Source organism: Enterovibrio makurazakiensis, from assembly GCF_050336585.1.
GTDB lineage: Bacteria > Pseudomonadota > Gammaproteobacteria > Enterobacterales > Vibrionaceae > Enterovibrio > Enterovibrio gelatinilyticus.
Window position 1 is genome coordinate 1 of record NZ_JAKJSE010000018.1, and the last position, 19543, is coordinate 19543.

The following is a 19543-nucleotide window of genomic DNA, read 5'->3' on the forward strand; positions in this document are numbered from 1 at the left end:
GGGTCACAGGTTCGAATCCCGTCGTAGCCACCATTTATTCGAAGGCCTTTGGCTTTCAAAACAGACTGACACTGTCACGTGTTCCAAAGCATTAGCTTTAGTCTGAAAAATTTGCGGAAGTGGCGAAATTGGTAGACGCACCAGATTTAGGTTCTGGCGCCGCAAGGTGTGAGAGTTCAAGTCTCTCCTTCCGCACCATATTTAAAGAATCATGCTTCATTGCGTGACTTCTGTTGGGATATCGCCAAGCGGTAAGGCAGCGGCTTTTGATGCCGCCATTCCCTGGTTCGAATCCAGGTATCCCAGCCACAACATTTAAAAGCTCACCTTCGGGTGGGCTTTTTTTGTATCTACGCTCTCCTTTCCTCTTATGTTCATGTTTTCCCTTTACGTCTGTGTGGTTGAATTGGCTTTTAATCCCTGTAGGCTTACTCTGAAATAAGTTGATCGAATTCTATTCGATATCACGTCCAGCCATTTGTACGACAGGGACGCAGTGAAAATGAACACATCTGACAATAACAGTCTCGATAACCCAATCCAGCATCAAACATATCTCGCCTTACCTGACGGTTTGTATAGTGAAGTGCCTCCTGTGCGCGTCGAACAGCCTAGCCTGCTTGTACTCAATCATGACTTGCTCACACGTTACGGCTTATCCACTGACTGGTTTGAAAGCGCAGATGGCATTAACTTCCTTGCTGGTAATCATGACTATGCCGAGCAGCATCCTATGGCTATGGGCTATGCTGGTCATCAGTTCGGACATTACTCTCCGCAGTTAGGTGACGGGCGCGCTCATATGCTAGGCCAACTAAAAACTAACAATGACCAGTTTATTGACGTGCAATTGAAGGGCTCTGGTCGCACACCCTATTCGCGAGGCGGAGACGGACGAGCAACACTTGGCGCAGTAATTAGAGAGTATTTAATCAGCGAAGCGATGGCTGGATTGAAGATCCCCACAACGCGTACCCTCGCCATGATGGCCACGGGCGATAAGGTGATGCGTGACTACCAAATGGTGCCAGGCGCCATTCAAGTACGCACCGCAACCAGCCACATTCGTGTCGGGTCTTTTCAATATGCTTATGCCAAATTAGGTGCGAGCGGCGTTAAAGCGTTAGCAGACTTTCTTATCACTCACCACTACCCCGATGTTAGTGAACACGAAGTGAGTGATAACAAAAACAAATACGTCGCCCTTTTTGAGGCTATTTGTGTTCGTCAGGCCAACTTGATTGCCCAGTGGATGTTGGTGGGCTTCATTCATGGTGTGATGAACACAGACAACATGTCGCTCGTTGGAGAGAGTATCGATTTTGGCCCTTGTGCCTTTATGGATGAATTCAAAGCCAATAAAGTATTCAGTTCGATTGACCGAGAAAGCCGTTACGCGTGGGATCAACAAGCCAATATTGGCTATTGGAATTTACAGCGCCTCGCTGAGACTTTCTTGCCCTTATTTGATGATAAGTTTAATGAAGACTCAGACAAAGCCATAGAAATGGCTCAGGCGCCGCTCTCAGTCTATGTGACGGTGTTCCAACAAGCCTTTCAAGATGGGTTAAAACAAAAACTCGGTGTAACAGCATCAACGCAAGATGCGGATGATTTCATAAACGAAGCGCTGCCAACGGTCGCTGGCGAAAGCATGGACTTCACGCAATTCTTTGATGCACTAACGCGAGTTGCCCAAGGCGATGAATCAGAAACACAGCTGCTCTCGCTGTTTTCAAACCAAGAGAAAGGCGAACAATGGATAGCGCGCTGGCACTCAGTGAGAGATTTATCTTCAGAGAGCGTTAAGGCCATGCGAGCAGCAAACCCCGCATTGATTGCAAGAAACCATCAGGTAGAACAAGCCATTGAAGATGCAATGGAACGTGATGACTTTGCACTGTTCCATCGTTTGAGCCAAGCCTTGAAAAACCCTTATAGCGTCAGCGATGATAACCGCGATTTACAAGCGGCTCCCATGCCTGAACAAAGAGTATTGCGAACCTTCTGCGGGACCTAAGAGTAAATCGGGTCAAACACTGAATACAAAAATGGGGCTTTCAAACCCCATTTTTCATTCGATTTTGGTCGTTTCATCACGACAGCTACAGCCCCATGGCGTACTTCAACACTTGGGTTTTAATCGGCCCACTATTTTCAGCCAACTTTAAACCAACATTGCGAAGGAACTTCAACGGCGCAATCTCATTGCTAAACCCGCCATAAAACACGTCCATACCCGCCTGCATGATCAGGTTGTCAGGTTTACGCTTTCGCTCGTACGCCACTAAAACATCATCACTGATCCATTCAACACCAGCATCCGCGACAACGTCCAGCAAAGCATCAACGTCTTTAAAGCCAAGGTTCACACCTTGCCCTGCCAATGGGTTAATCGTGTGTGCGGCATCACCAAGAATGACTACACCATGGCTTGAATAAGATTGTGCATGGCGGCGAGTCAACGGAAAGGCGCCCGCCTGAATCACGTCAATATCACCCAGCTCTTTCGGGAAGTGTGTCAACACTTCTTGTTTCAGTGCCTCAGGCGACATGGCACACAGCTGCTTGATTCGCGCTGGATTGTCATACCACACAAGCGAGCCTTGGTGCCCAAGTAACGGCAAAAAGGAGCGCGGCCCTTCCGGCGTAAACCACTGCCAAGTAATATCTTGCTGCGGTAATGCTGTCTTCACGTTGATAAGCATGCAGTGCTGGCGATAATCCCACGCCGTCACACCAATCTTGGCGTAATCACGCACACGAGAATTGGCACCGTCAGCGCCAACCAACCAGCGACCATGAAGCACCTCACCACTATCTAGCGTAACCGTATGTCCATTGTCATCCGCTTGCATTGAGACGATATTGGCGGGACAAAGTACATCGAGATTAGCTTGCGCTTCACACGCTTGCCAAAGCGCCAGCTGAAGCACTCGGTTTTCAACAATAAAACCAAGTTCGGATAAGTCCATATCTTGCGCATTGAAACGAATACGGCATTCAGGGTGTTCCCATGTTTCAAGACGACGATATGGCGTCAGACGCATACCAAGCACTGAGTCCCACACTCTGAGCGCTTTCAACAAAGAAACCGATGCTGGCGAAATCGCCGATACACGCAAGTCCATGGGCTGCTCAGGCGAATAAGTCTGCGGCGCAATACGCTCAACCATTGCGACACGTTTTCCTTGTTTCGCAAGGCCAAGTGCGGTCGCTGCGCCTACCATACCGCCACCCACGACGATAATATCGAATTGTTTCATAACAGATTCTCTTTAAGTCCTTGCGACATTTTACCTGTCATGCCACCAATTGCGACAACCTCTTGGCGATAGCGTCATTAAATCCTACAAAAAAATTGGGGAGAACGTGATCTGGTCACAGTTTAGCTAAAGCAGTACAATACGCCCCCAATGCCTAAACCACGTTGAGTCACTCACGGGTTGGCGACAAACTGGACAATGCTTTTCGGCTGAGGTTGCAGTTATAACATAGCGTTACCACGCATCACCTTTCAGCCGAAACACGTAAAACATTACTATGAGCAATAAGTTACATGGCTAAAAAACTTTTGATCAAAACCTGGGGCTGCCAGATGAATGAATACGATTCGTCTAAGATGGCGGATCTGCTCAATGCAGCTGGTGGCTACGAGCTAACCGAAGAGCCTGAAGAAGCAGACGTATTGCTTCTCAACACCTGTTCTATCCGCGAAAAAGCTCAGGAGAAGGTGTTCCACCAACTGGGACGCTGGAAAAACTTGAAAGATCAGAAGCCAGACCTTGTGATTGGCGTTGGCGGCTGTGTTGCAACACAAGAAGGCGACCACATCCGTGAGCGCGCACCTTACGTGGATGTTATTTTCGGCCCACAAACGTTGCACCGTCTGCCTCAGATGATTAATCAATCACGTGAAGACCACGGCCCAGTGATGGACATCTCTTTCCCAGAAATCGAGAAGTTCGACAACTTGCCTGAGCCTCGCGCTGAAGGCCCAACGGCATTTGTCTCCATCATGGAAGGCTGCTCAAAATACTGCACCTTCTGTGTAGTGCCATACACGCGTGGCGAAGAAGTTAGCCGCCCGTTGGATGATGTGCTTTACGAAATCGCACAACTGGCAGAGCAAGGCGTTCGTGAAGTGAACCTACTCGGCCAAAACGTGAATGCATACCGCGGCGAAATGCATGATGGTGACATTTGTACGTTTGCAGAGTTATTGCGTTACGTGGCTGCGATTGACGGTATCGACCGTATTCGTTACACCACCAGCCACCCGATTGAGTTCACTGACGACATCATCGAAGTCTACAGCGATACACCAGAGCTTGTTAGCCACTTGCATTTGCCAGTTCAAAGCGGCTCAGATCGCATTCTGACCATGATGAAACGCCCGCACACGGCGATTGAATACAAGTCAAAAATACGCAAACTGCGTCAGGTGCGTCCTGACATCGCCATGAGTTCTGACTTTATTGTTGGCTTCCCTGGTGAAACCGATGCGGATTTCCAAGCGACAATGAAACTGATCCGTGACATCAATTTCGACATGAGCTTCAGCTTTGTGTATTCACCACGTCCAGGCACGCCAGCGGCAGACATGCCGGATGACACCCCTGAGCAAGTGAAGAAAGATCGTTTGGCAGAACTTCAGCAGCAGATCAACGCGCAAACCATGATCTTTGCGCGTCAAATGCTAGAGACTGAGCAACGTATCCTTGTTGAAGGACCATCACGTAAGAGCTTGATGGAATTACGCGGTCGCACAGAGAACAACCGTGTGGTTAACTTTGCAGGCTCAATGGATTTGATTGGTCAGTTTGTTGACGTCAAAATCACTGACGTTCATGCAAACTCGCTGCGTGGCGAACTGGTTCGTACCGAGAAAGAAATGAATCTTCGCATCGCCGTGTCGCCTGCTGAAATGATCGCAAAAACACGCAAAGAAGATGATCTTGGCGTAGGCGTGTATACTCCGTAATAGCACGGAGGCCATATTGCCTTACCAAGCCCGTTAGCGAACGGGAGCATTCATCAGTTACCGGTGCATAAAATACGCACCGGTAATATTTCCGAGGACAGGTTTGCGAGGACAGTATTGAACAAGATTATTACCTTAGAAGTATCACTGGAACCAGCTGATAACTCACGCCTAGCCAGCCTATGCGGCCCTTTCGATGACAATATCAAACAACTCGAACGCCGTTTGGGAGTGGAAATCAACCACCGCAGCCATCTCTTCTCCGTCGTGGGTAAGCCACACACTGCCACTGCGGCAATAGAGATTCTCAAAACACTCTACGTTGAAACTGCGCCAGTCAAAAATCAGTATCCAGATATTGATCCAGAAGACATTCACTTAGCCATTAAAGAAAGTGGCGTGCTCGAACAAACCGTCGAGTCGTCAATCCCCTATGGCAAAGAGATACACATCAAAACCAAAAAAGGTGTTATCAAACCGCGTACACCAAACCAAGCGCAATATATTGCGAACATGGTGACGCATGACATTACCTTTGGTATTGGCCCTGCGGGTACGGGTAAGACCTACCTTGCGGTTGCAGCTGCCGTAGATGCGTTAGAACGTCAGGAAATTCGTCGAATTCTGCTAACACGCCCCGCTGTTGAAGCGGGCGAAAAGCTGGGTTTCTTGCCGGGCGATTTGAGCCAAAAAGTCGACCCGTATTTGCGCCCCCTATACGATGCCCTGTTTGAAATGCTGGGCTTCGAGCGCGTTGAGAAACTGATCGAGCGTAACGTGATTGAAGTAGCGCCACTTGCGTACATGCGCGGTCGCACACTCAATGATGCTTTCATTATTTTGGATGAAAGCCAAAACACCACAGTCGAACAAATGAAGATGTTCCTGACCCGTATCGGATTTAACAGCCGAGCGGTGATAACCGGTGATGTGACGCAAATCGATTTACCGCGAAATGCAAAATCTGGCCTTCGTCATGCCATTGAAGTGTTAGCGGATGTAAATGAAATTAGCTTCAACTTCTTCCAAGCAGACGATGTTGTTCGCCACCCTGTGGTTGCACGTATTGTCCTTGCTTATGAAGCGTGGGAAGCGGAAGACGCCAAAGCACGGAAACATGCTGAAGAGCGTCGTCGCCTCGAGCGTGAAGCAGCCCTTGCTGCGGTGCAGCCATCAGAAGAGAACCATCAGTAAAATGCAGTATTTCGTCGATCTTCAAGTCGCGACACAAAACACCGACAATCTGCCAAGTGAAGAGCAATTTAGTCACTGGTTTGAGCAAGCGGTTAAATCGTTTTGCGAGCAAGCGGAAGTGACCATTCGCGTCGTAGATGAGTTTGAAAGCCAAAGCCTAAACCGCGATTATCGCGGCAAGGATAAGCCGACAAACGTATTGTCGTTTCCGTTTGAGGCGCCTCCTGGTGTAGAGTTAGATCTGCTAGGTGATTTGATTATTTGTCGACAAGTCGTCGAAAAAGAAGCCGAAGAACAGAATAAAGAACTATTCGCCCACTGGGCACACATGGTTGTACATGGCAGTCTCCATCTGCTAGGTTATGACCATATTGATGATGAAGAAGCAGAAGAAATGGAATCTCTCGAGATTTCAATCATGAATGCATTGGGGTATGACAACCCTTATGCGGCAGACTTCATCTAAATTAACGTTGTAAATATTGAGACAATGAACGAAGACAACTCACAAAGCTCTGAAGGTCCGAGTAGAAAGACCTTCTTCGAACGTTTAGGACAGATCTTTCAGGGTGAACCTAAAGACCGTCAGGAACTGGTAGATGTATTCCGTGATTCGGAACAGAACGATCTGATCGATCACGATACACGGGATATGCTCGAAGGCGTCATGCAGATTTCTGAAATGCGCATTAGAGACATCATGATTCCGCGTTCGCAGATGGTAACCATCGAACGCTCACAACCTCTCGAACAAATCATCACGGTTATCAATGACGCCCAGCACTCGCGCTATCCGGTGATCAGCGATGACAAAGACCATGTTGAAGGTATTCTGTTAGCAAAAGACTTGCTACGTTACCTGATGCCTGACAGCGAACCATTCGACATCGATAAAGTGATCCGCCCTGCTGTAGTAGTGCCGGAAAGCAAGCGTGTTGACCGATTGCTGAAAGAGTTTCAGGAAGAACGCTATCACATGGCGATCGTTGTCGATGAATTCGGCGGCGTATCAGGCGTGGTGACAATCGAAGATATTCTTGAAGAAATCGTCGGCGATATTGAAGATGAATACGACGATGAAGAAGAGCAAGAAATCCGCCAGTTGAGTAAGCACACCTTTGCGGTGAAAGCGCTAACAACACTGGAAGATTTTAACGAGAAATTTGGTTCTCAGTTCAACGATGATGATATCGACACCATCGGTGGATTGGTGATGACCAGCTTTGGTCACCTGCCAACCCGCGGCGAAGAAGTAGACATTGAAAACTTCCATTTCAAAGTCACCGCAGCCGACAGTCGACGTGTTATCCAATTGCAGGTTACTATTCCAGATACTACTGCAGAGGAAACGGCATAATCGTCAAATGCTAAATATTGAAACTTTAAAGCGGCCCCAAGTATTCATGCGGATCTTCGGGGCCGCTTTTTCTGGTGCGCTCGCCACATTGGCTTTTGCCCCTTACTCTTTCTGGCCAGCTATGCTGGTTTCTTTGTCTACCCTTCTTTTACTCATCCATCAGCAATCCCCCAAGCGCGCCGCATTAATCGGCTTTAGCTGGGGTCTGGGCCAATTTGGTACCGGTGTCGGTTGGGTATATGTGGTGATAGAGAAATTCGGTGGCTTACCCACCGCCATTGGCTTGAGCCTGATTGGTCTGCTTGTGATGTACTTGGCGCTCTACCCAGCGCTATTTGCATTCATTCTAAGACGCGTGCAACTTCCCATTGCATTGTCTTACTTGCTGTTTGCCCCCTCGCTTTGGCTGGTCATCGATTGGTTCCGTGGTTGGTTCCTCACGGGGTTTCCTTGGCTCTGGCCGGGTTACAGCCAAATCGAAGGCCCTCTCTCAGGCTTTGCCCCATTAATTGGCGTACAAGGCATTACGCTCGCGCTGCTGATCATTTCCGGTTCCATCGCGTTTGCAGCCATTGCTCGTAAGCTCTCTGCGCTCATCCCTGCGATTGTTGTTTTCATTGTCGCCACGGTATCGGGCTATATTCCTTGGGTCCAAGAAACAGGAGAAAGTGTGGATGTCGCCATGGTGCAAGGCAATGTCCCTCAGGAGCTAAAATGGCTACCTAGCCAACGCTGGCCAACGTTACTGACTTATCAAGACCTGACGCGACAAAACTGGGATGCGGACATTGTGATATGGCCAGAAGCCGCTATTCCAGCCCTAGAACGTGATGTGCCAGATTTCCTTGCTCGTCTCGATGCCGCCGCCATTAACAATAACACCGCCATCATTACCGGTGTTCTGGATCAAAACGATGACGGCCAGTTCTATAACAACGTGATCACCCTCGGTGACAATGGCATGCAGGGATACCACTACCCCGCACAAGAAAGCTACAGCAAGCACCACTTGCTGGTGTTTGGTGAGTTTGTGCCTTTTGCGGACATTCTGCGCCCATTAGCACCATTGTTTAACTTACCGATGTCATCGTTCAGTCGCGGCGATTACACGCAGCCTAACATTGGCGCAAAGGGCCACCAGCTTGCCCCTGCTATTTGTTACGAAATCGCCTTTAGCGATCAAGTACGCCAGAGCTTAACGCCAGACTCAGACTTTATCCTCACCCTGTCTAACGACACGTGGTTTGGTACGTCTATCGGACCACATCAACATCTGGAAATTGCGCGAATGCGAGCACTGGAAAATGGCAAGCCTTTGCTTCGCTCAACCAATACAGGCCTAACGGCGGCGATTGGCTACCAAGGCGACCTGATTGCACAAGTCCCGCAATTTGAAACCGTGGTGCTGCGTGCAGACGTGCCTACAACGCGAGGACAAACGCCGTATACGCAATTTGGGGATTGGCCGCTGTATATCTGGATTCTTTTGTCTGGTGCGGCGCTGCTTGCGCTAACACGTGGTAAAACTAATATGCCTCCTAAAAAACCTGAGTCGCACTTGTAATACAGAACATTCGCACTCTCTCTATGTCATAAATAAGGCTAAGGATTTTCCTTAGCCTTATTTTTTCGATACCTTTTTCGATATATCGATGTATCGATGTATCGATGTATCGATGTATCGATGTATCGATGTATCGATGTATCGATGACCTTAGGGAGATATTCATGCACGCCTTCTTTCGACGACTCTCACTGATCCCATTGCTGCTCTCAGCAGTATTTGTCGCCCCAGCGTCAGCGGAACCCGATGCCGAACTGTTTGCCGACACTCGCGCAGCACTGGCTAACTTCCACCGTTTTGATGAAGTAAAACCGTTTTTCGACAAAGCCTATGGGTACGCGGTCTTCCCCTCCGTGGGTAAAGGCGGATTTTGGATTGGAGGCGCTTACGGAAATGGGTTGGTTTATCAAGGCAACCAAACGCTTGCTCAAGCAGAGCTGATTCAAGTCTCGATAGGTTTTACGTTTGGCGGACAGGCATTTAGTGAGATTCTGTTTTTTGAAGATAAAGCCACTTTCGATAGCTTTATGTCAGGAAGCTTTGAGCTTGGTGCTCAGGCATCAGCCACGGCGTTGACAGAAGGGGCTGCGGCACATGTCGGGACAACAGGCACCTCTGCCAGCGCTGGGAATAGCCAGTCAAAAGCGTATTACATTAACGGCACAGCCATTTTCACACAGGCCAAAGGTGGCTTGATGGTGGAAGCGGCGCTCGCTGGGCAAAAGTTCAATATTACGCCGCTAGGGAATTAGAGACCCTACACCCAAACATCACGCAGGATAAGGCTTGCGGCTATACTCCGTGTTGCCGCACTTAATGCACGGGATCAGCACACCGACATGGCTATGTTCGGTCTGATTGCCACACTTCTCGCAAACCAAAATACCTAGCCCAACGACTTCACCAGCAGAGTAGACACCGTGGTGTTGAATATCTTTCAGCACCTCATGCCACTCCAACTGTGTTTTGTCCGTAATTTCAGCCAGTTGCTCCCACAGCGTATTGGCAATGAGGCTTTTGAACAACTCGCCATCATCAGCACGGTCTTCCGACTCATTATATTGCTCGCTGAACTCCTGAACATCGCGTTTGAAGTACGCCTCAATTAAGGCCAGTTCATCCTTGGTCATGTCAGATGCGGCATCGAAATACCGTTCAGACAAATCCAGCCAACGTTTTAGCTCATCAGGACTGTGCTTTAACGCGTCAGTAATCCGCTGAGTGAGTAATTTATACTCCGTTTTTTGCTCTGTCATAGGTCACCTCTGCATTCAACTGTTGTTGCGCCATCTACCTTTGGTTATTCTATGTCGATTATTTTGGTTCATTTCGTACCTATCTCACAAATTCCCGGATGTCATCGATGCAAGAACAAAACCCGATGCAAGAGCAATACCGTCCTCAGGACATAGAGCCTAAAGTTCAGGCTGATTGGGACAACAACAAAACCTTCGTAGTTCAAGAAGACCCGAACAAGGAAAAGTTCTACTGCCTATCCATGTTCCCGTACCCAAGCGGCAGACTGCACATGGGTCACGTGCGTAACTACACCATCGGTGATGTAATTTCTCGCTACCAACGTCTTCAAGGCAAAAATGTCATGCAGCCAATCGGCTGGGATGCATTTGGCCTGCCAGCAGAAAATGCGGCTGTTAAAAACAAAACAGCGCCTGCACCTTGGACGTACGAGAATATTGAGTATATGAAGAACCAGCTAAAATTGCTGGGCTTCGGTTACGATTGGGATCGCGAATTCGCGACCTGTACCCCTGAATACTACCGCTGGGAACAAGAGTTTTTCACCAAGCTTTACGAAAAAGGCCTGGTATATAAGAAGACCTCTTCTGTTAACTGGTGTCCAAACGACCAAACTGTTCTTGCGAACGAACAGGTTGAAGACGGCTGCTGCTGGCGTTGTGACACGCCTGTAGAGCAAAAAGAAATCCCACAGTGGTTCATTAAAATCACGGCTTACGCACAAGAACTGCTTGACGATCTAGACACCCTAGAAGGTTGGCCTGACATGGTAAAAACCATGCAGCGCAACTGGATCGGTCGCTCAGAAGGTGTTGAGTTGTCATTCCAAGTGGCGGGCAACCCAGACCTAGAAGTGTACACCACGCGCCCTGACACCCTGATGGGTGTAACCTACGTAGGTATTGCTGCGGGCCACCCTCTTGCGGCGCAAGCTGCAGAGACTAACCCAGCGCTTGCTGCGTTTATCGATGAATGCCGTAACACCAAGGTGGCAGAAGCTGAGCTTGCGACCATGGAGAAAAAAGGCATGGATACCGGCCTGAAGGCTATCCATCCGCTGAACGGTCGTGAAGTGCCTATCTTCGTCGCAAACTTCGTACTGATGGATTACGGCACAGGTGCCGTGATGGCGGTTCCTGGTCACGACCAGCGCGACTTTGAATTTGCTACCAAGTACGGTCTAGACATCACGCCTGTGATCTTGGCAGAAGACGGTAACGCACCCGATATTTCTGAAGCAGCGCACACTGAAAAAGGCGTTCTGTTCAACTCTGGCGAATTCGACGGCTTGACGTTCGAAGAAGCGTTTGACGCAATTGCGGCAAAACTAGAGTCAGAAAGCAAAGGCCACAAGACGGTTAACTTCCGTCTGCGTGACTGGGGTGTTTCTCGTCAACGTTACTGGGGTTCTCCAATCCCTATGGTGACCACTGAAGATGGCCAAGTACACCCAGTACCTGCAGACCAACTGCCAGTGATCTTGCCTGAAGACGTTGTCATGGACGGCGTGACCAGCCCAATCAAAGCGGACAAAACGTGGGCAGAAACGACGTTCAACGGTCAACCCGCGCTGCGTGAAACCGATACCTTTGACACCTTCATGGAGTCTTCTTGGTACTACGCGCGTTACTGTTCACCAAAAGCTGACCAAATGCTGGATTCAGATGCAGCGAACTACTGGTTGCCTGTTGACCAATACGTGGGTGGTATCGAGCACGCAGTTATGCACCTGTTGTACTCTCGTTTCTTCCACAAACTACTGCGTGACGCAGGCATGGTTGAAAGTGACGAGCCGTTCAAACAACTGCTGTGCCAAGGCATGGTGTTGGCAGACGCGTATTACTACAACAACGAGAAAGGCGCGAAAGTTTGGGTTTCTCCAACTGAAGTGACCATTGAGCGTGATGAAAAAGGTCGCATCACCAGCGCTGTTGATACCGAAGGTAATAGCCTTGTTCACTCAGGCATGACTAAAATGTCTAAGTCAAAAAACAACGGTATCGACCCACAAGAGATGGTAGACAAGTACGGTGCTGACACCGTTCGCTTGTTCATGATGTTTGCTTCTCCTGCTGACATGACACTTGAATGGCAAGAATCAGGCGTTGAAGGTGCTAACCGCTTCCTGAAACGTATCTGGAAATTGGTGTTCGACCACACGTCAAAAGGCGCTGTTGCTACACTGGACGCTTCTTCACTGAACGCCGATCAGAAAACGCTGCGTCGTGAAGTACACAAGACCATTGCAAAAGTGAGCGATGACATTGGTCGTCGTCAAACCTTCAACACGGCGATTGCCGCTGTGATGGAGCTGATGAACCGTCTGTCAAAAGCACCACAAGAGACCGACACTGACCGCGCTATTCTTGATGAAGCGTTGAAAGCCGTTGTCGTGATGCTTTACCCAATCACGCCGCACATCAGTATCGAATTGTGGACTGCACTGGGTGAAACTGACGCAGACCATGCAGCATGGCCGCAAGCTGACAAAGACGCCATGGTGGAAGATGAGAAGCTGATCATCGTTCAAGTGAATGGCAAGCTTCGCGCCAAAATCACTGTGTCTGCCGATGCCGCGAAAGAAGACGTAGAAGCAATGGCTCAAAACGATGAGCACGTTGTGAAGTTCACTGAAGGGAAAACCGTTCGTAAAGTGATCTACGTGCCGGGCAAACTGGTTAACATCGTTGCGAACTGATCGCATTGTTAACCCCCTTGATAAATAAAACAGGGAGAATTCGGTGACATCGATTTTTCGCTCTCTCCGAACCCTGCTTGTCGTGGTGGCCGCTCTGGCCACCGCGTCTTGCGGATTCCAGCTCCGCGGCAGTTACAATCTGCCCGAGGAGATCCAACAGCTTTCTATCACGAGTTTTGACCAATATGGCAAACTGACCCGTGAAATGAAGTCACAAGTCCGTCTTTACGACATAGACATCGTCCAGCCTGCTGAAAACATTTCAAACCTTCGTTTGAATGGCGAAAGCTACGGTGAAAGCACACTGTCTCTCTACCAAAACAGCCGTGTGGCAGAGAAACAATTCGCTTATACCGTCAGCTATTCGGTCACAGTACCGGGTAAAGGCAACTATGGTTTTTCTACGTCGCTCAGTCGCACATATCTCGATAACCCACTTACCGCATTGGCGAAATCTGTGGAAGAAGAGATGCTGGCACAAGAGATGCGAGTGGAAGCAACCAAGCAAATCATGCGACAGCTTGCTCGATTGAATGCCCACATTGAAGCCTTTGAACGCAAAGAAGCCGAAGAAAAAGCACTGCGTGAGCTTTATCAAGGTGTCGACGACACAACACCGACATTGACCATTGAAACGCGCTTTGACGGCAAAGAAGAAGACCAACGCGGCAAACCGCTTTCCAGTTATAACCTTGATGGCGAAGACGGCGAATGAGGGTCTACCCAGAACAACTGACACAGCGCCTTTCCCAAGGCTTGTGTCAGACTTACTTGCTGTTTGGCAACGAGCCACTTCTTAAACAAGAAGCGCAGCAGAGCATCATTACTGAAGCTGCGAAACAAGGCTTTGATGAAAAGCATCGCTTTACCGTTGATAACCAGCTTAACTGGCAAGACATTTACGACACCTGCCAAGCACTGAGCCTATTCGCAAGTCGTCAGGTCATCGTACTCACGCTACCTGAGAGTGCTCTAACGACAGCACAAGCGAATGCGCTCAAAGAGCTGGCGCCCATGCTGCATCAAGATCTTGTTCTTATTCTCGAAGGCCCCCGCCTTAACAAAAAACAAGAATCCGCAAAATGGTTCACGCTATTTCAAGGCAATGGCCTTTATGTGCCGAGCAACACACCTGATGCGAGGCAGCTTCCTCGTTTTGTTGAAAACCGTTGTCACGCACTCGGCCTAAAGCCCGACCATGAGTCCGTGTTGCTGCTTGCACAATGGCATGAAGGTAACCTTCTCGCGCTGTCACAAAGCTTGATGAAGTTGCAATTGCTCTATCCCGATGGCGAACTCACCTTGCCACGGTTGCAGGATGCGCTCTCTAGAAGCAATCACTACACGCCTTTTCAACTCACCGATGCCTTGATTGAAGGCAAAGCAAAACGTGCTGTGCGCATTGTGCGCCAACTCGAAGCAGAAGGCGTAGAAATCACGATATTACTGCGCGTGATTCAAAAAGAACTGATACAACTTTGCAAGATGCAGGAATATGGCGCGTCAGGTATGACGCTAAACAAGATCTTTGATCACTACCGTGTATGGCAAGCCCGTCGCGCACCGCTAACCTCTGCGTTGCACCGTTTGACGCTGCCTAAATTGATGGGTCTTGTACAAAGCCTTGCTGAGATTGAAATCATGGTCAAAACCGATTTTGACAGCCAGCCATGGCCTGCCTTATCTGCTTTTTGTCTCGATATGTGTGGTCACCCAGTTGAACTTCAGCCCCTGAGCTGACTATCTCACCATGCCACCGTATTCTAATCCCAACAGCCAGTGTTATAATTTTATGTCACTGACAACTTGTCACCAATAAGGGGAAAACATTGCTTCCTGAACAACTCCAGCATTTCGTTGTAGATAAAGCCGATGATATGAAAGCTGCAGACATCGTGACTCTCGATGTTCGAGACAAAAGCAGCATCACCGATTTCATGGTGCTGTGTACCGGTAACTCCAAACGTCATGTTTCATCCATTGCCGAACATGTCGCAGACGAAGCACTTGCTGCCAACGTGCGTTCATTAGGTATGGAAGGACAAATTGAAGGTGAATGGGTCGTTCTCGATCTTGGCGATGTCATGCTGCATATCATGCAAGATGAGCAACGTGAGTTATACCAGCTAGAAAAGCTGTGGAACTGATTCGATGAAACTACAGCTGATCGCAGTTGGCACAAAGATGCCGAAATGGGTCGAAGAAGGCTACAAAGAATATAGTCGTCGCTTCCCAAAAGATATGCCACTGGAACTGGTTGAAATCACCGCAGGTAAACGCGGAAAAAATGCAGATATTGCACGCATCCTTCAAAAAGAAGGTGAAGCAATGCTGGCTGCCGTTCCGAAAGGAAACCGCATCGTTACTTTGGACATTCCGGGTAAACGCTGGGATACAGAGCAACTGGCAGAACAACTAGAAAGTTGGAAGCTAGACGCACGCGATGTGTCCATCTTAATTGGTGGTCCTGAAGGTCTTTCACCTGCATGTAAAGCCGCGGCGGATCAAAGTTGGTCACTCTCTCCTTTGACGCTTCCTCACCCGCTGGTTAGGGTTGTAATGGCAGAAAGTTTATATCGCGCCTGGAGCATTACGGCGAACCACCCTTACCACCGAGAATAATTCATGAGATACAAGCGTAGCCCCATACGCGATCATCAGGCCGAGTCATCTTTATTCTTCAGCCGAGCCGTCGTGGCTTTCGGCGGTATTGTCGTTTTAGTCGGCCTTCTTCTGGTTAACCTGTATACCATTCAGGTGAAAGACCATGATGATTACATTACTCGCTCTAACGACAATCGCATCAAAGTGGTGCCAGTTGCGCCCAATCGCGGCCTAATTTACGACAGAACAGGAAAAATCCTAGCGGAAAACCGTCCGGTTTACGCACTGGAAATCACGCCAGAGCAAGTTAAAGACATTCCCGGTACCATTGCGAGCTTACAATCGCTGATTGAAATTTCTGACAGAAACATCGCCAACTTTGAGCGCGATAAAAAACGCTCGCGACGTTTCAACTCTGTGGCGCTGAAAAACCAGCTTACCGAAGAAGAAGTCGCGGTATTCTCTGCTAATCAGCACAAATTCCCCGGCGTTGAAATCAAAGGCTACCTCAAACGTTACTATCCTTATGGTGATGCACTGACTCACGTCATGGGCTATGTCGCCAAAATCAATGACAAAGATCTCGCGCGTCTTGAACGTGAAGAGCGTAGCTCCAATTACAAAGCGACACGCGATATCGGCAAGCTGGGTATTGAACGTTACTACGAAGAAACACTTCATGGCACCGCTGGCTATCAAGAAGTCGAAGTAAACAGCCGTGGTCGTATCATTCGAACGCTAAAATACGTGCCACCAGAGCCGGGGAAAGATCTCGTGCTGAATCTGGATGTCGACTTGCAGCTATATATTCGCGGGATAATGGGCGAACGCCGCGGTGCAGTGGTTGTGCTAGATCCGAAAGATTCTTCCGTGTTAGCCATGGTGTCATCACCGAGCTACGACCCGAACTTATTCGTACACGGTATTTCAGGCCCAGCCTATCGTGGGCTACTGAATGATAAAAACCGCCCCTTGGTGAACCGAGCAACCCTCGGCATTTATCCTCCTGCATCCACGATCAAACCGTTTATCGCTGTCGCTGCACTCGAAGAGAAAGTCGTAACAACGAAAACCACGCGTAACGACCCGGGTTACTGGCACTTACCTAACTCAACCTCTCGCCCTTTTCGTGATTGGTTAGCATGGGGACACGGTAGAGTGAATATCGTGCAATCAATCGAGGAGTCTGTTGATACTTTCTTCTACCAAGTTGCCTACGATTTGGGGATAGACAAGCTATCCACATGGATGAGTAAGTTTGGTTTCGGTGACTATACCGGCATTGATATTCACGAAGAAAGCAAAGCCAATATGCCAACACGTGAGTGGAAAATGTCCCGCTACCGCCAACCTTGGTACAAGGGTGACACAATTCCTGTCGGTATCGGTCAAGGCTACTGGACTGCCACACCAATGCAGATTGCAAAGGCCACGACGGTATTGGTCAACCGAGGTGAGGTACATCCTCCTCACCTACTGATGCGAACAGAATCAGAAGGCGTTGAAGAGCTAGCACAGATTGAACCCTACCCACCTATCGAAAATGTTGACGATAAGTACTGGGATGCAGCGCTTGAAGGCATGCGCTTGGTTAACCATGGTAAAAAAGGTACCGCGCGACGTGCATTCGCTAAAGCACCTTATATGACAGGCGGAAAGTCAGGTACCGCACAGGTATTTGGACTAGCAGAAGACGAAGAGTACAACGCAGATGAGCTTGCTGAGCACCTTCGCGATCACGCCTTATATACCGGGTTTGCACCGTTTGATGATCCCAAAGTCGTGGTATCCATGGTGTTAGAAAATGCTGGCGGTGGCTCGACCAATGGTGCGCCAATTGCCCGTCGTATATTTGATCATATGTTGCTCGAAAAAGAGAAAGACGGCGAGGAACGCGTTCAATGAGTATGTTTGCATCTACCGGTCAAAAGAAGACCATTTTTGAACGATTTCACCTCGACGCGCCTTTGCTATTTGGCATCATCGCTTTAATGGGGTTTGGCCTTCTGGTCATTTGGAGTGCCAGCGGCCAAAGCGTTGCCATGATGGAGCGCCAAGTTTTCCGTATGTTGCTGGCCCTCGGTGTGATGTTTGTACTGGCGCAGTTCTCGCCGCGCCACTATGAGTTCTGGGCTCCTTACATGTATATCACTGGCATCATTATGTTGATTGCGGTGTTATTGGTGGGGGAAACCGCTAAAGGGGCGCAACGTTGGTTGGATTTAGGGTTCGTGACCTTCCAACCGTCGGAATTGATCAAACTCGCCGTACCGCTGATGGTCGCGCGATTTATTGGTAAAGAGCCCTTACCACCACGTTTCATCAACCTGGTCATTGGTTTAGTAATGGTGTTCGTTCCGACCATTCTCATTGCAAAACAGCCTGATTTGGGGACATCAATACTGATCGCAGCATCCGGGATTTTCGTGCTCTTCTTGTCCGGTATTCGTTGGCGTATTATTTTCGCCGCAGCCGGACTCGTGGCCGCTTTCATTCCTATCCTCTGGTTCTTCTTGATGCGTGAATACCAGCGTATTCGCGTTCGTACGCTATTTGACCCAGAATCTGACCCGCTCGGCGCGGGCTATCACATCATTCAATCCAAAATAGCCATTGGTTCCGGTGGGATGACAGGAAAAGGTTGGTTGCTCGGCACGCAATCTCAACTCGAATTCTTACCGGAAAGACACACCGACTTTATCTTTGCTGTGATTGCTGAAGAATGGGGATTGATTGGCGTGGCATGTTTGCTCTCGCTCTACCTCTTCATCATCGGTCGAGGCCTGATGTTGGCGAGCCGCGCACAAACAGCATTCGGACGCATGATGGCAGGCAGTATTGTGCTAAGTTTCTTTGTCTATGTGTTCGTTAACATTGGCATGGTGAGCGGCATATTGCCGGTTGTTGGTGTACCTCTGCCTTTAGTCAGTTATGGCGGAACATCCATGGTGACTCTCATGGCAGGTTTCGGGATCCTGATGTCTATTCACACTCACAGAAAAATGCTTTCAAAGGCTTTGTAATGAAAAAACTTTTCGTACTTCTTGCGATCATGCTGTCAGGTTGTGCCACAAAAAATGATGAACGCTACAGCATCGCGCAAGACAAGGCACCAGATGCGACACCAACGCTGGAGCATATCGAAGACGCGCAGCCACGCTACGAGCCTTATAGCCGTGCGGGGAACAAAGACTACACCGTTTTGGGACAGAGCTACGAAGTCATCCAAGACCCAGAGACTTTTGGCACCCAAGAAGGCATTGCCTCTTGGTATGGCAAAAAGTTTCATGGCCACAAGACGTCAAATGGCGAAATCTATGACATGTACTCTATGTCTGCGGCACACAAAACCCTGCCACTGCCAAGTTACGTAGAAGTGGAAAACACCGCCAACGGTAAAAAAGCGATTGTTCGCGTCAATGACCGTGGTCCCTTTCACGAAGGCCGAATCATTGATTTGAGTTACGCTGCCGCATCAAAGCTTGATGTATTGGCGACGGGAACAGCCCCAGTCAAAGTCACTCTGCTTAAGGTCGATAAACCCAAAGATGGCGACGAATGGCAAGGTGCGCGACTAAACCACTATTTTGTTCAGCTGGTCGCTACCTCTGATCAAGCGAAAGCGCAGCAAGCGGCGGCAAGTTTCAGTAAACAGTTCGAACTTCCAGCTGACATACTTCAGGCTGGAGAGGTGTATCGTGTCCGACTGGGGCCGTTTTATGACTACGACCAAACACAAAATGCTGCAATGCTTGCAAGAGAACATCAAATTAATGAGGCGTTTATCGTTGTTGAACCAATTTCTACTGAACCGACTTTGAAATAGAGTGTCATTAATTAGTAAGTTGTTGTAACCCCATCTGACACTTATCAGGGCTATCTGAT

The 19543-nt window shown here is 48.9% G+C and carries 17 protein-coding genes and 2 tRNA genes; 17 read left to right on the forward strand and 2 right to left on the reverse strand.

Translation table 11 applies throughout. The annotated features are described in order from the left end of the window. Positions 1-113 precede the first annotated feature (113 nt). The 3 genes from L4D06_RS14005 (at position 114) to L4D06_RS14015 (ending at position 2020) form a co-directional block, all read left to right on the forward strand. Positions 114-198, forward strand: a tRNA-Leu gene (locus L4D06_RS14005). 36 nt (positions 199-234) lie between these two features. Further along, positions 235-309 (forward strand) — tRNA-Gln (locus L4D06_RS14010). Positions 310-502: 193 nt separating this feature from the next. Then, a complete protein-coding gene (locus L4D06_RS14015; RefSeq protein WP_429740056.1) occupies positions 503-2020 on the forward strand; it encodes a protein adenylyltransferase SelO in 1518 nt (505 codons plus the stop codon). 85 nt (positions 2021-2105) lie between these two features. Here L4D06_RS14015 and L4D06_RS14020 read toward each other — a convergent pair whose 3' ends face one another. After that, on the reverse strand, positions 2106-3266 hold the full coding sequence (locus tag L4D06_RS14020; protein WP_429740057.1) for a 2-octaprenyl-3-methyl-6-methoxy-1,4-benzoquinol hydroxylase: 1161 nt from the start codon (positions 3264-3266) through the stop codon (positions 2106-2108). Positions 3267-3559: 293 nt separating this feature from the next. On the opposite strand from L4D06_RS14020, the gene miaB reads away from it, so the two are divergent. The 6 genes from miaB to L4D06_RS14050 all read left to right on the forward strand — a co-directional run bounded on the left by miaB (position 3560) and on the right by L4D06_RS14050 (position 9851). Then, positions 3560-4984 carry a tRNA (N6-isopentenyl adenosine(37)-C2)-methylthiotransferase MiaB gene (gene miaB, locus L4D06_RS14025; RefSeq protein ID WP_274163532.1) on the forward strand — a complete coding sequence of 475 codons (1425 nt, stop codon included), beginning with the start codon at positions 3560-3562 and terminating at the stop codon, positions 4982-4984. A gap of 117 nt (positions 4985-5101) precedes the next feature. Next, positions 5102-6178 carry a PhoH family protein gene (locus tag L4D06_RS14030; protein ID WP_274163533.1) on the forward strand — a complete coding sequence of 359 codons (1077 nt, stop codon included), beginning with the start codon at positions 5102-5104 and terminating at the stop codon, positions 6176-6178. Between the two features lies 1 nt (position 6179). After that, entirely contained in the window at positions 6180-6644 is a 465-nt protein-coding gene (gene ybeY / locus L4D06_RS14035; protein ID WP_274163534.1) for an rRNA maturation RNase YbeY, read from the forward strand. Between the two features lie 24 nt (positions 6645-6668). Then, positions 6669-7535: a CNNM family magnesium/cobalt transport protein CorC gene (gene corC, locus L4D06_RS14040; protein WP_274163535.1), complete on the forward strand. Its 867-nt coding sequence runs from the start codon at positions 6669-6671 to the stop codon at positions 7533-7535. 7 nt (positions 7536-7542) lie between these two features. Further along, positions 7543-9099 (forward strand): apolipoprotein N-acyltransferase, encoded by a 1557-nt coding sequence (gene lnt, locus L4D06_RS14045; protein ID WP_429740060.1) that lies wholly within the window; start codon positions 7543-7545, stop codon positions 9097-9099. 164 nt (positions 9100-9263) lie between these two features. Continuing rightward, complete coding sequence (locus L4D06_RS14050) at positions 9264-9851, forward strand: lipid-binding SYLF domain-containing protein (RefSeq protein ID WP_429740061.1); 588 nt, start codon at positions 9264-9266, stop codon at positions 9849-9851. An 18-nt stretch (positions 9852-9869) separates the two neighbouring features. Here the strand turns inward: L4D06_RS14050 and L4D06_RS14055 are convergent, their stop codons facing one another. Beyond that, a complete protein-coding gene (locus L4D06_RS14055; protein WP_274163538.1) occupies positions 9870-10355 on the reverse strand; it encodes a zinc ribbon-containing protein in 486 nt (161 codons plus the stop codon). Positions 10356-10480: 125 nt separating this feature from the next. On the opposite strand from L4D06_RS14055, the gene leuS reads away from it, so the two are divergent. The 8 genes from leuS (at position 10481) to L4D06_RS14095 (ending at position 19484) form a co-directional block, all read left to right on the forward strand. After that, complete coding sequence (gene leuS, locus L4D06_RS14060; RefSeq protein ID WP_429740228.1) at positions 10481-13054, forward strand: leucine--tRNA ligase; 2574 nt, start codon at positions 10481-10483, stop codon at positions 13052-13054. Positions 13055-13097: 43 nt separating this feature from the next. Next, entirely contained in the window at positions 13098-13769 is a 672-nt protein-coding gene (locus L4D06_RS14065) for an LPS-assembly lipoprotein LptE (protein WP_274163539.1), read from the forward strand. After that, a complete protein-coding gene (gene holA / locus L4D06_RS14070; protein WP_429740063.1) occupies positions 13766-14794 on the forward strand; it encodes a DNA polymerase III subunit delta in 1029 nt (342 codons plus the stop codon). Before L4D06_RS14065 ends, holA begins: the two co-directional genes overlap by 4 nt. A gap of 89 nt (positions 14795-14883) precedes the next feature. Then, positions 14884-15201 (forward strand): ribosome silencing factor, encoded by a 318-nt coding sequence (gene rsfS / locus L4D06_RS14075; RefSeq protein ID WP_274163541.1) that lies wholly within the window; start codon positions 14884-14886, stop codon positions 15199-15201. Between the two features lie 4 nt (positions 15202-15205). Continuing rightward, the gene (gene rlmH / locus L4D06_RS14080) at positions 15206-15676 is read left to right on the forward strand and encodes a 23S rRNA (pseudouridine(1915)-N(3))-methyltransferase RlmH (protein WP_028023645.1); all 471 of its coding nucleotides are present in this window, start codon (positions 15206-15208) and stop codon (positions 15674-15676) included. Between the two features lie 3 nt (positions 15677-15679). Then, a complete protein-coding gene (gene mrdA / locus L4D06_RS14085; protein WP_429740066.1) occupies positions 15680-17563 on the forward strand; it encodes a penicillin-binding protein 2 in 1884 nt (627 codons plus the stop codon). Further along, complete coding sequence (gene rodA / locus L4D06_RS14090; RefSeq protein ID WP_274163543.1) at positions 17560-18681, forward strand: rod shape-determining protein RodA; 1122 nt, start codon at positions 17560-17562, stop codon at positions 18679-18681. Before mrdA ends, rodA begins: the two co-directional genes overlap by 4 nt. Beyond that, a complete protein-coding gene (locus tag L4D06_RS14095; protein WP_274163544.1) occupies positions 18681-19484 on the forward strand; it encodes a septal ring lytic transglycosylase RlpA family protein in 804 nt (267 codons plus the stop codon). Before rodA ends, L4D06_RS14095 begins: the two co-directional genes overlap by 1 nt. Positions 19485-19543: the final 59 nt, after the last annotated feature.

What these genes read in the sequence shown, in the direction of transcription:
- L4D06_RS14055 (WP_274163538.1), bottom strand. Translation starts at nt 10,355, where the DNA reads ATGACAGAGCAAAAAACGGAGTATAAATTACTCACTCAGCGGATTACT.
- miaB (WP_274163532.1), top strand. Translation starts at nt 3,560, where the DNA reads ATGGCTAAAAAACTTTTGATCAAAACCTGGGGCTGCCAGATGAATGAA.
- corC (WP_274163535.1), top strand. Translation starts at nt 6,669, where the DNA reads ATGAACGAAGACAACTCACAAAGCTCTGAAGGTCCGAGTAGAAAGACC.
- ybeY (WP_274163534.1), top strand. Translation starts at nt 6,180, where the DNA reads ATGCAGTATTTCGTCGATCTTCAAGTCGCGACACAAAACACCGACAAT.
- lnt (WP_429740060.1), top strand. Translation starts at nt 7,543, where the DNA reads ATGCTAAATATTGAAACTTTAAAGCGGCCCCAAGTATTCATGCGGATC.
- L4D06_RS14020 (WP_429740057.1), bottom strand. Translation starts at nt 3,266, where the DNA reads ATGAAACAATTCGATATTATCGTCGTGGGTGGCGGTATGGTAGGCGCA.
- holA (WP_429740063.1), top strand. Translation starts at nt 13,766, where the DNA reads ATGAGGGTCTACCCAGAACAACTGACACAGCGCCTTTCCCAAGGCTTG.
- rlmH (WP_028023645.1), top strand. Translation starts at nt 15,206, where the DNA reads ATGAAACTACAGCTGATCGCAGTTGGCACAAAGATGCCGAAATGGGTC.
- L4D06_RS14050 (WP_429740061.1), top strand. Translation starts at nt 9,264, where the DNA reads ATGCACGCCTTCTTTCGACGACTCTCACTGATCCCATTGCTGCTCTCA.
- mrdA (WP_429740066.1), top strand. Translation starts at nt 15,680, where the DNA reads ATGAGATACAAGCGTAGCCCCATACGCGATCATCAGGCCGAGTCATCT.
- L4D06_RS14015 (WP_429740056.1), top strand. Translation starts at nt 503, where the DNA reads ATGAACACATCTGACAATAACAGTCTCGATAACCCAATCCAGCATCAA.
- rodA (WP_274163543.1), top strand. Translation starts at nt 17,560, where the DNA reads ATGAGTATGTTTGCATCTACCGGTCAAAAGAAGACCATTTTTGAACGA.
- leuS (WP_429740228.1), top strand. Translation starts at nt 10,481, where the DNA reads ATGCAAGAGCAATACCGTCCTCAGGACATAGAGCCTAAAGTTCAGGCT.
- L4D06_RS14095 (WP_274163544.1), top strand. Translation starts at nt 18,681, where the DNA reads ATGAAAAAACTTTTCGTACTTCTTGCGATCATGCTGTCAGGTTGTGCC.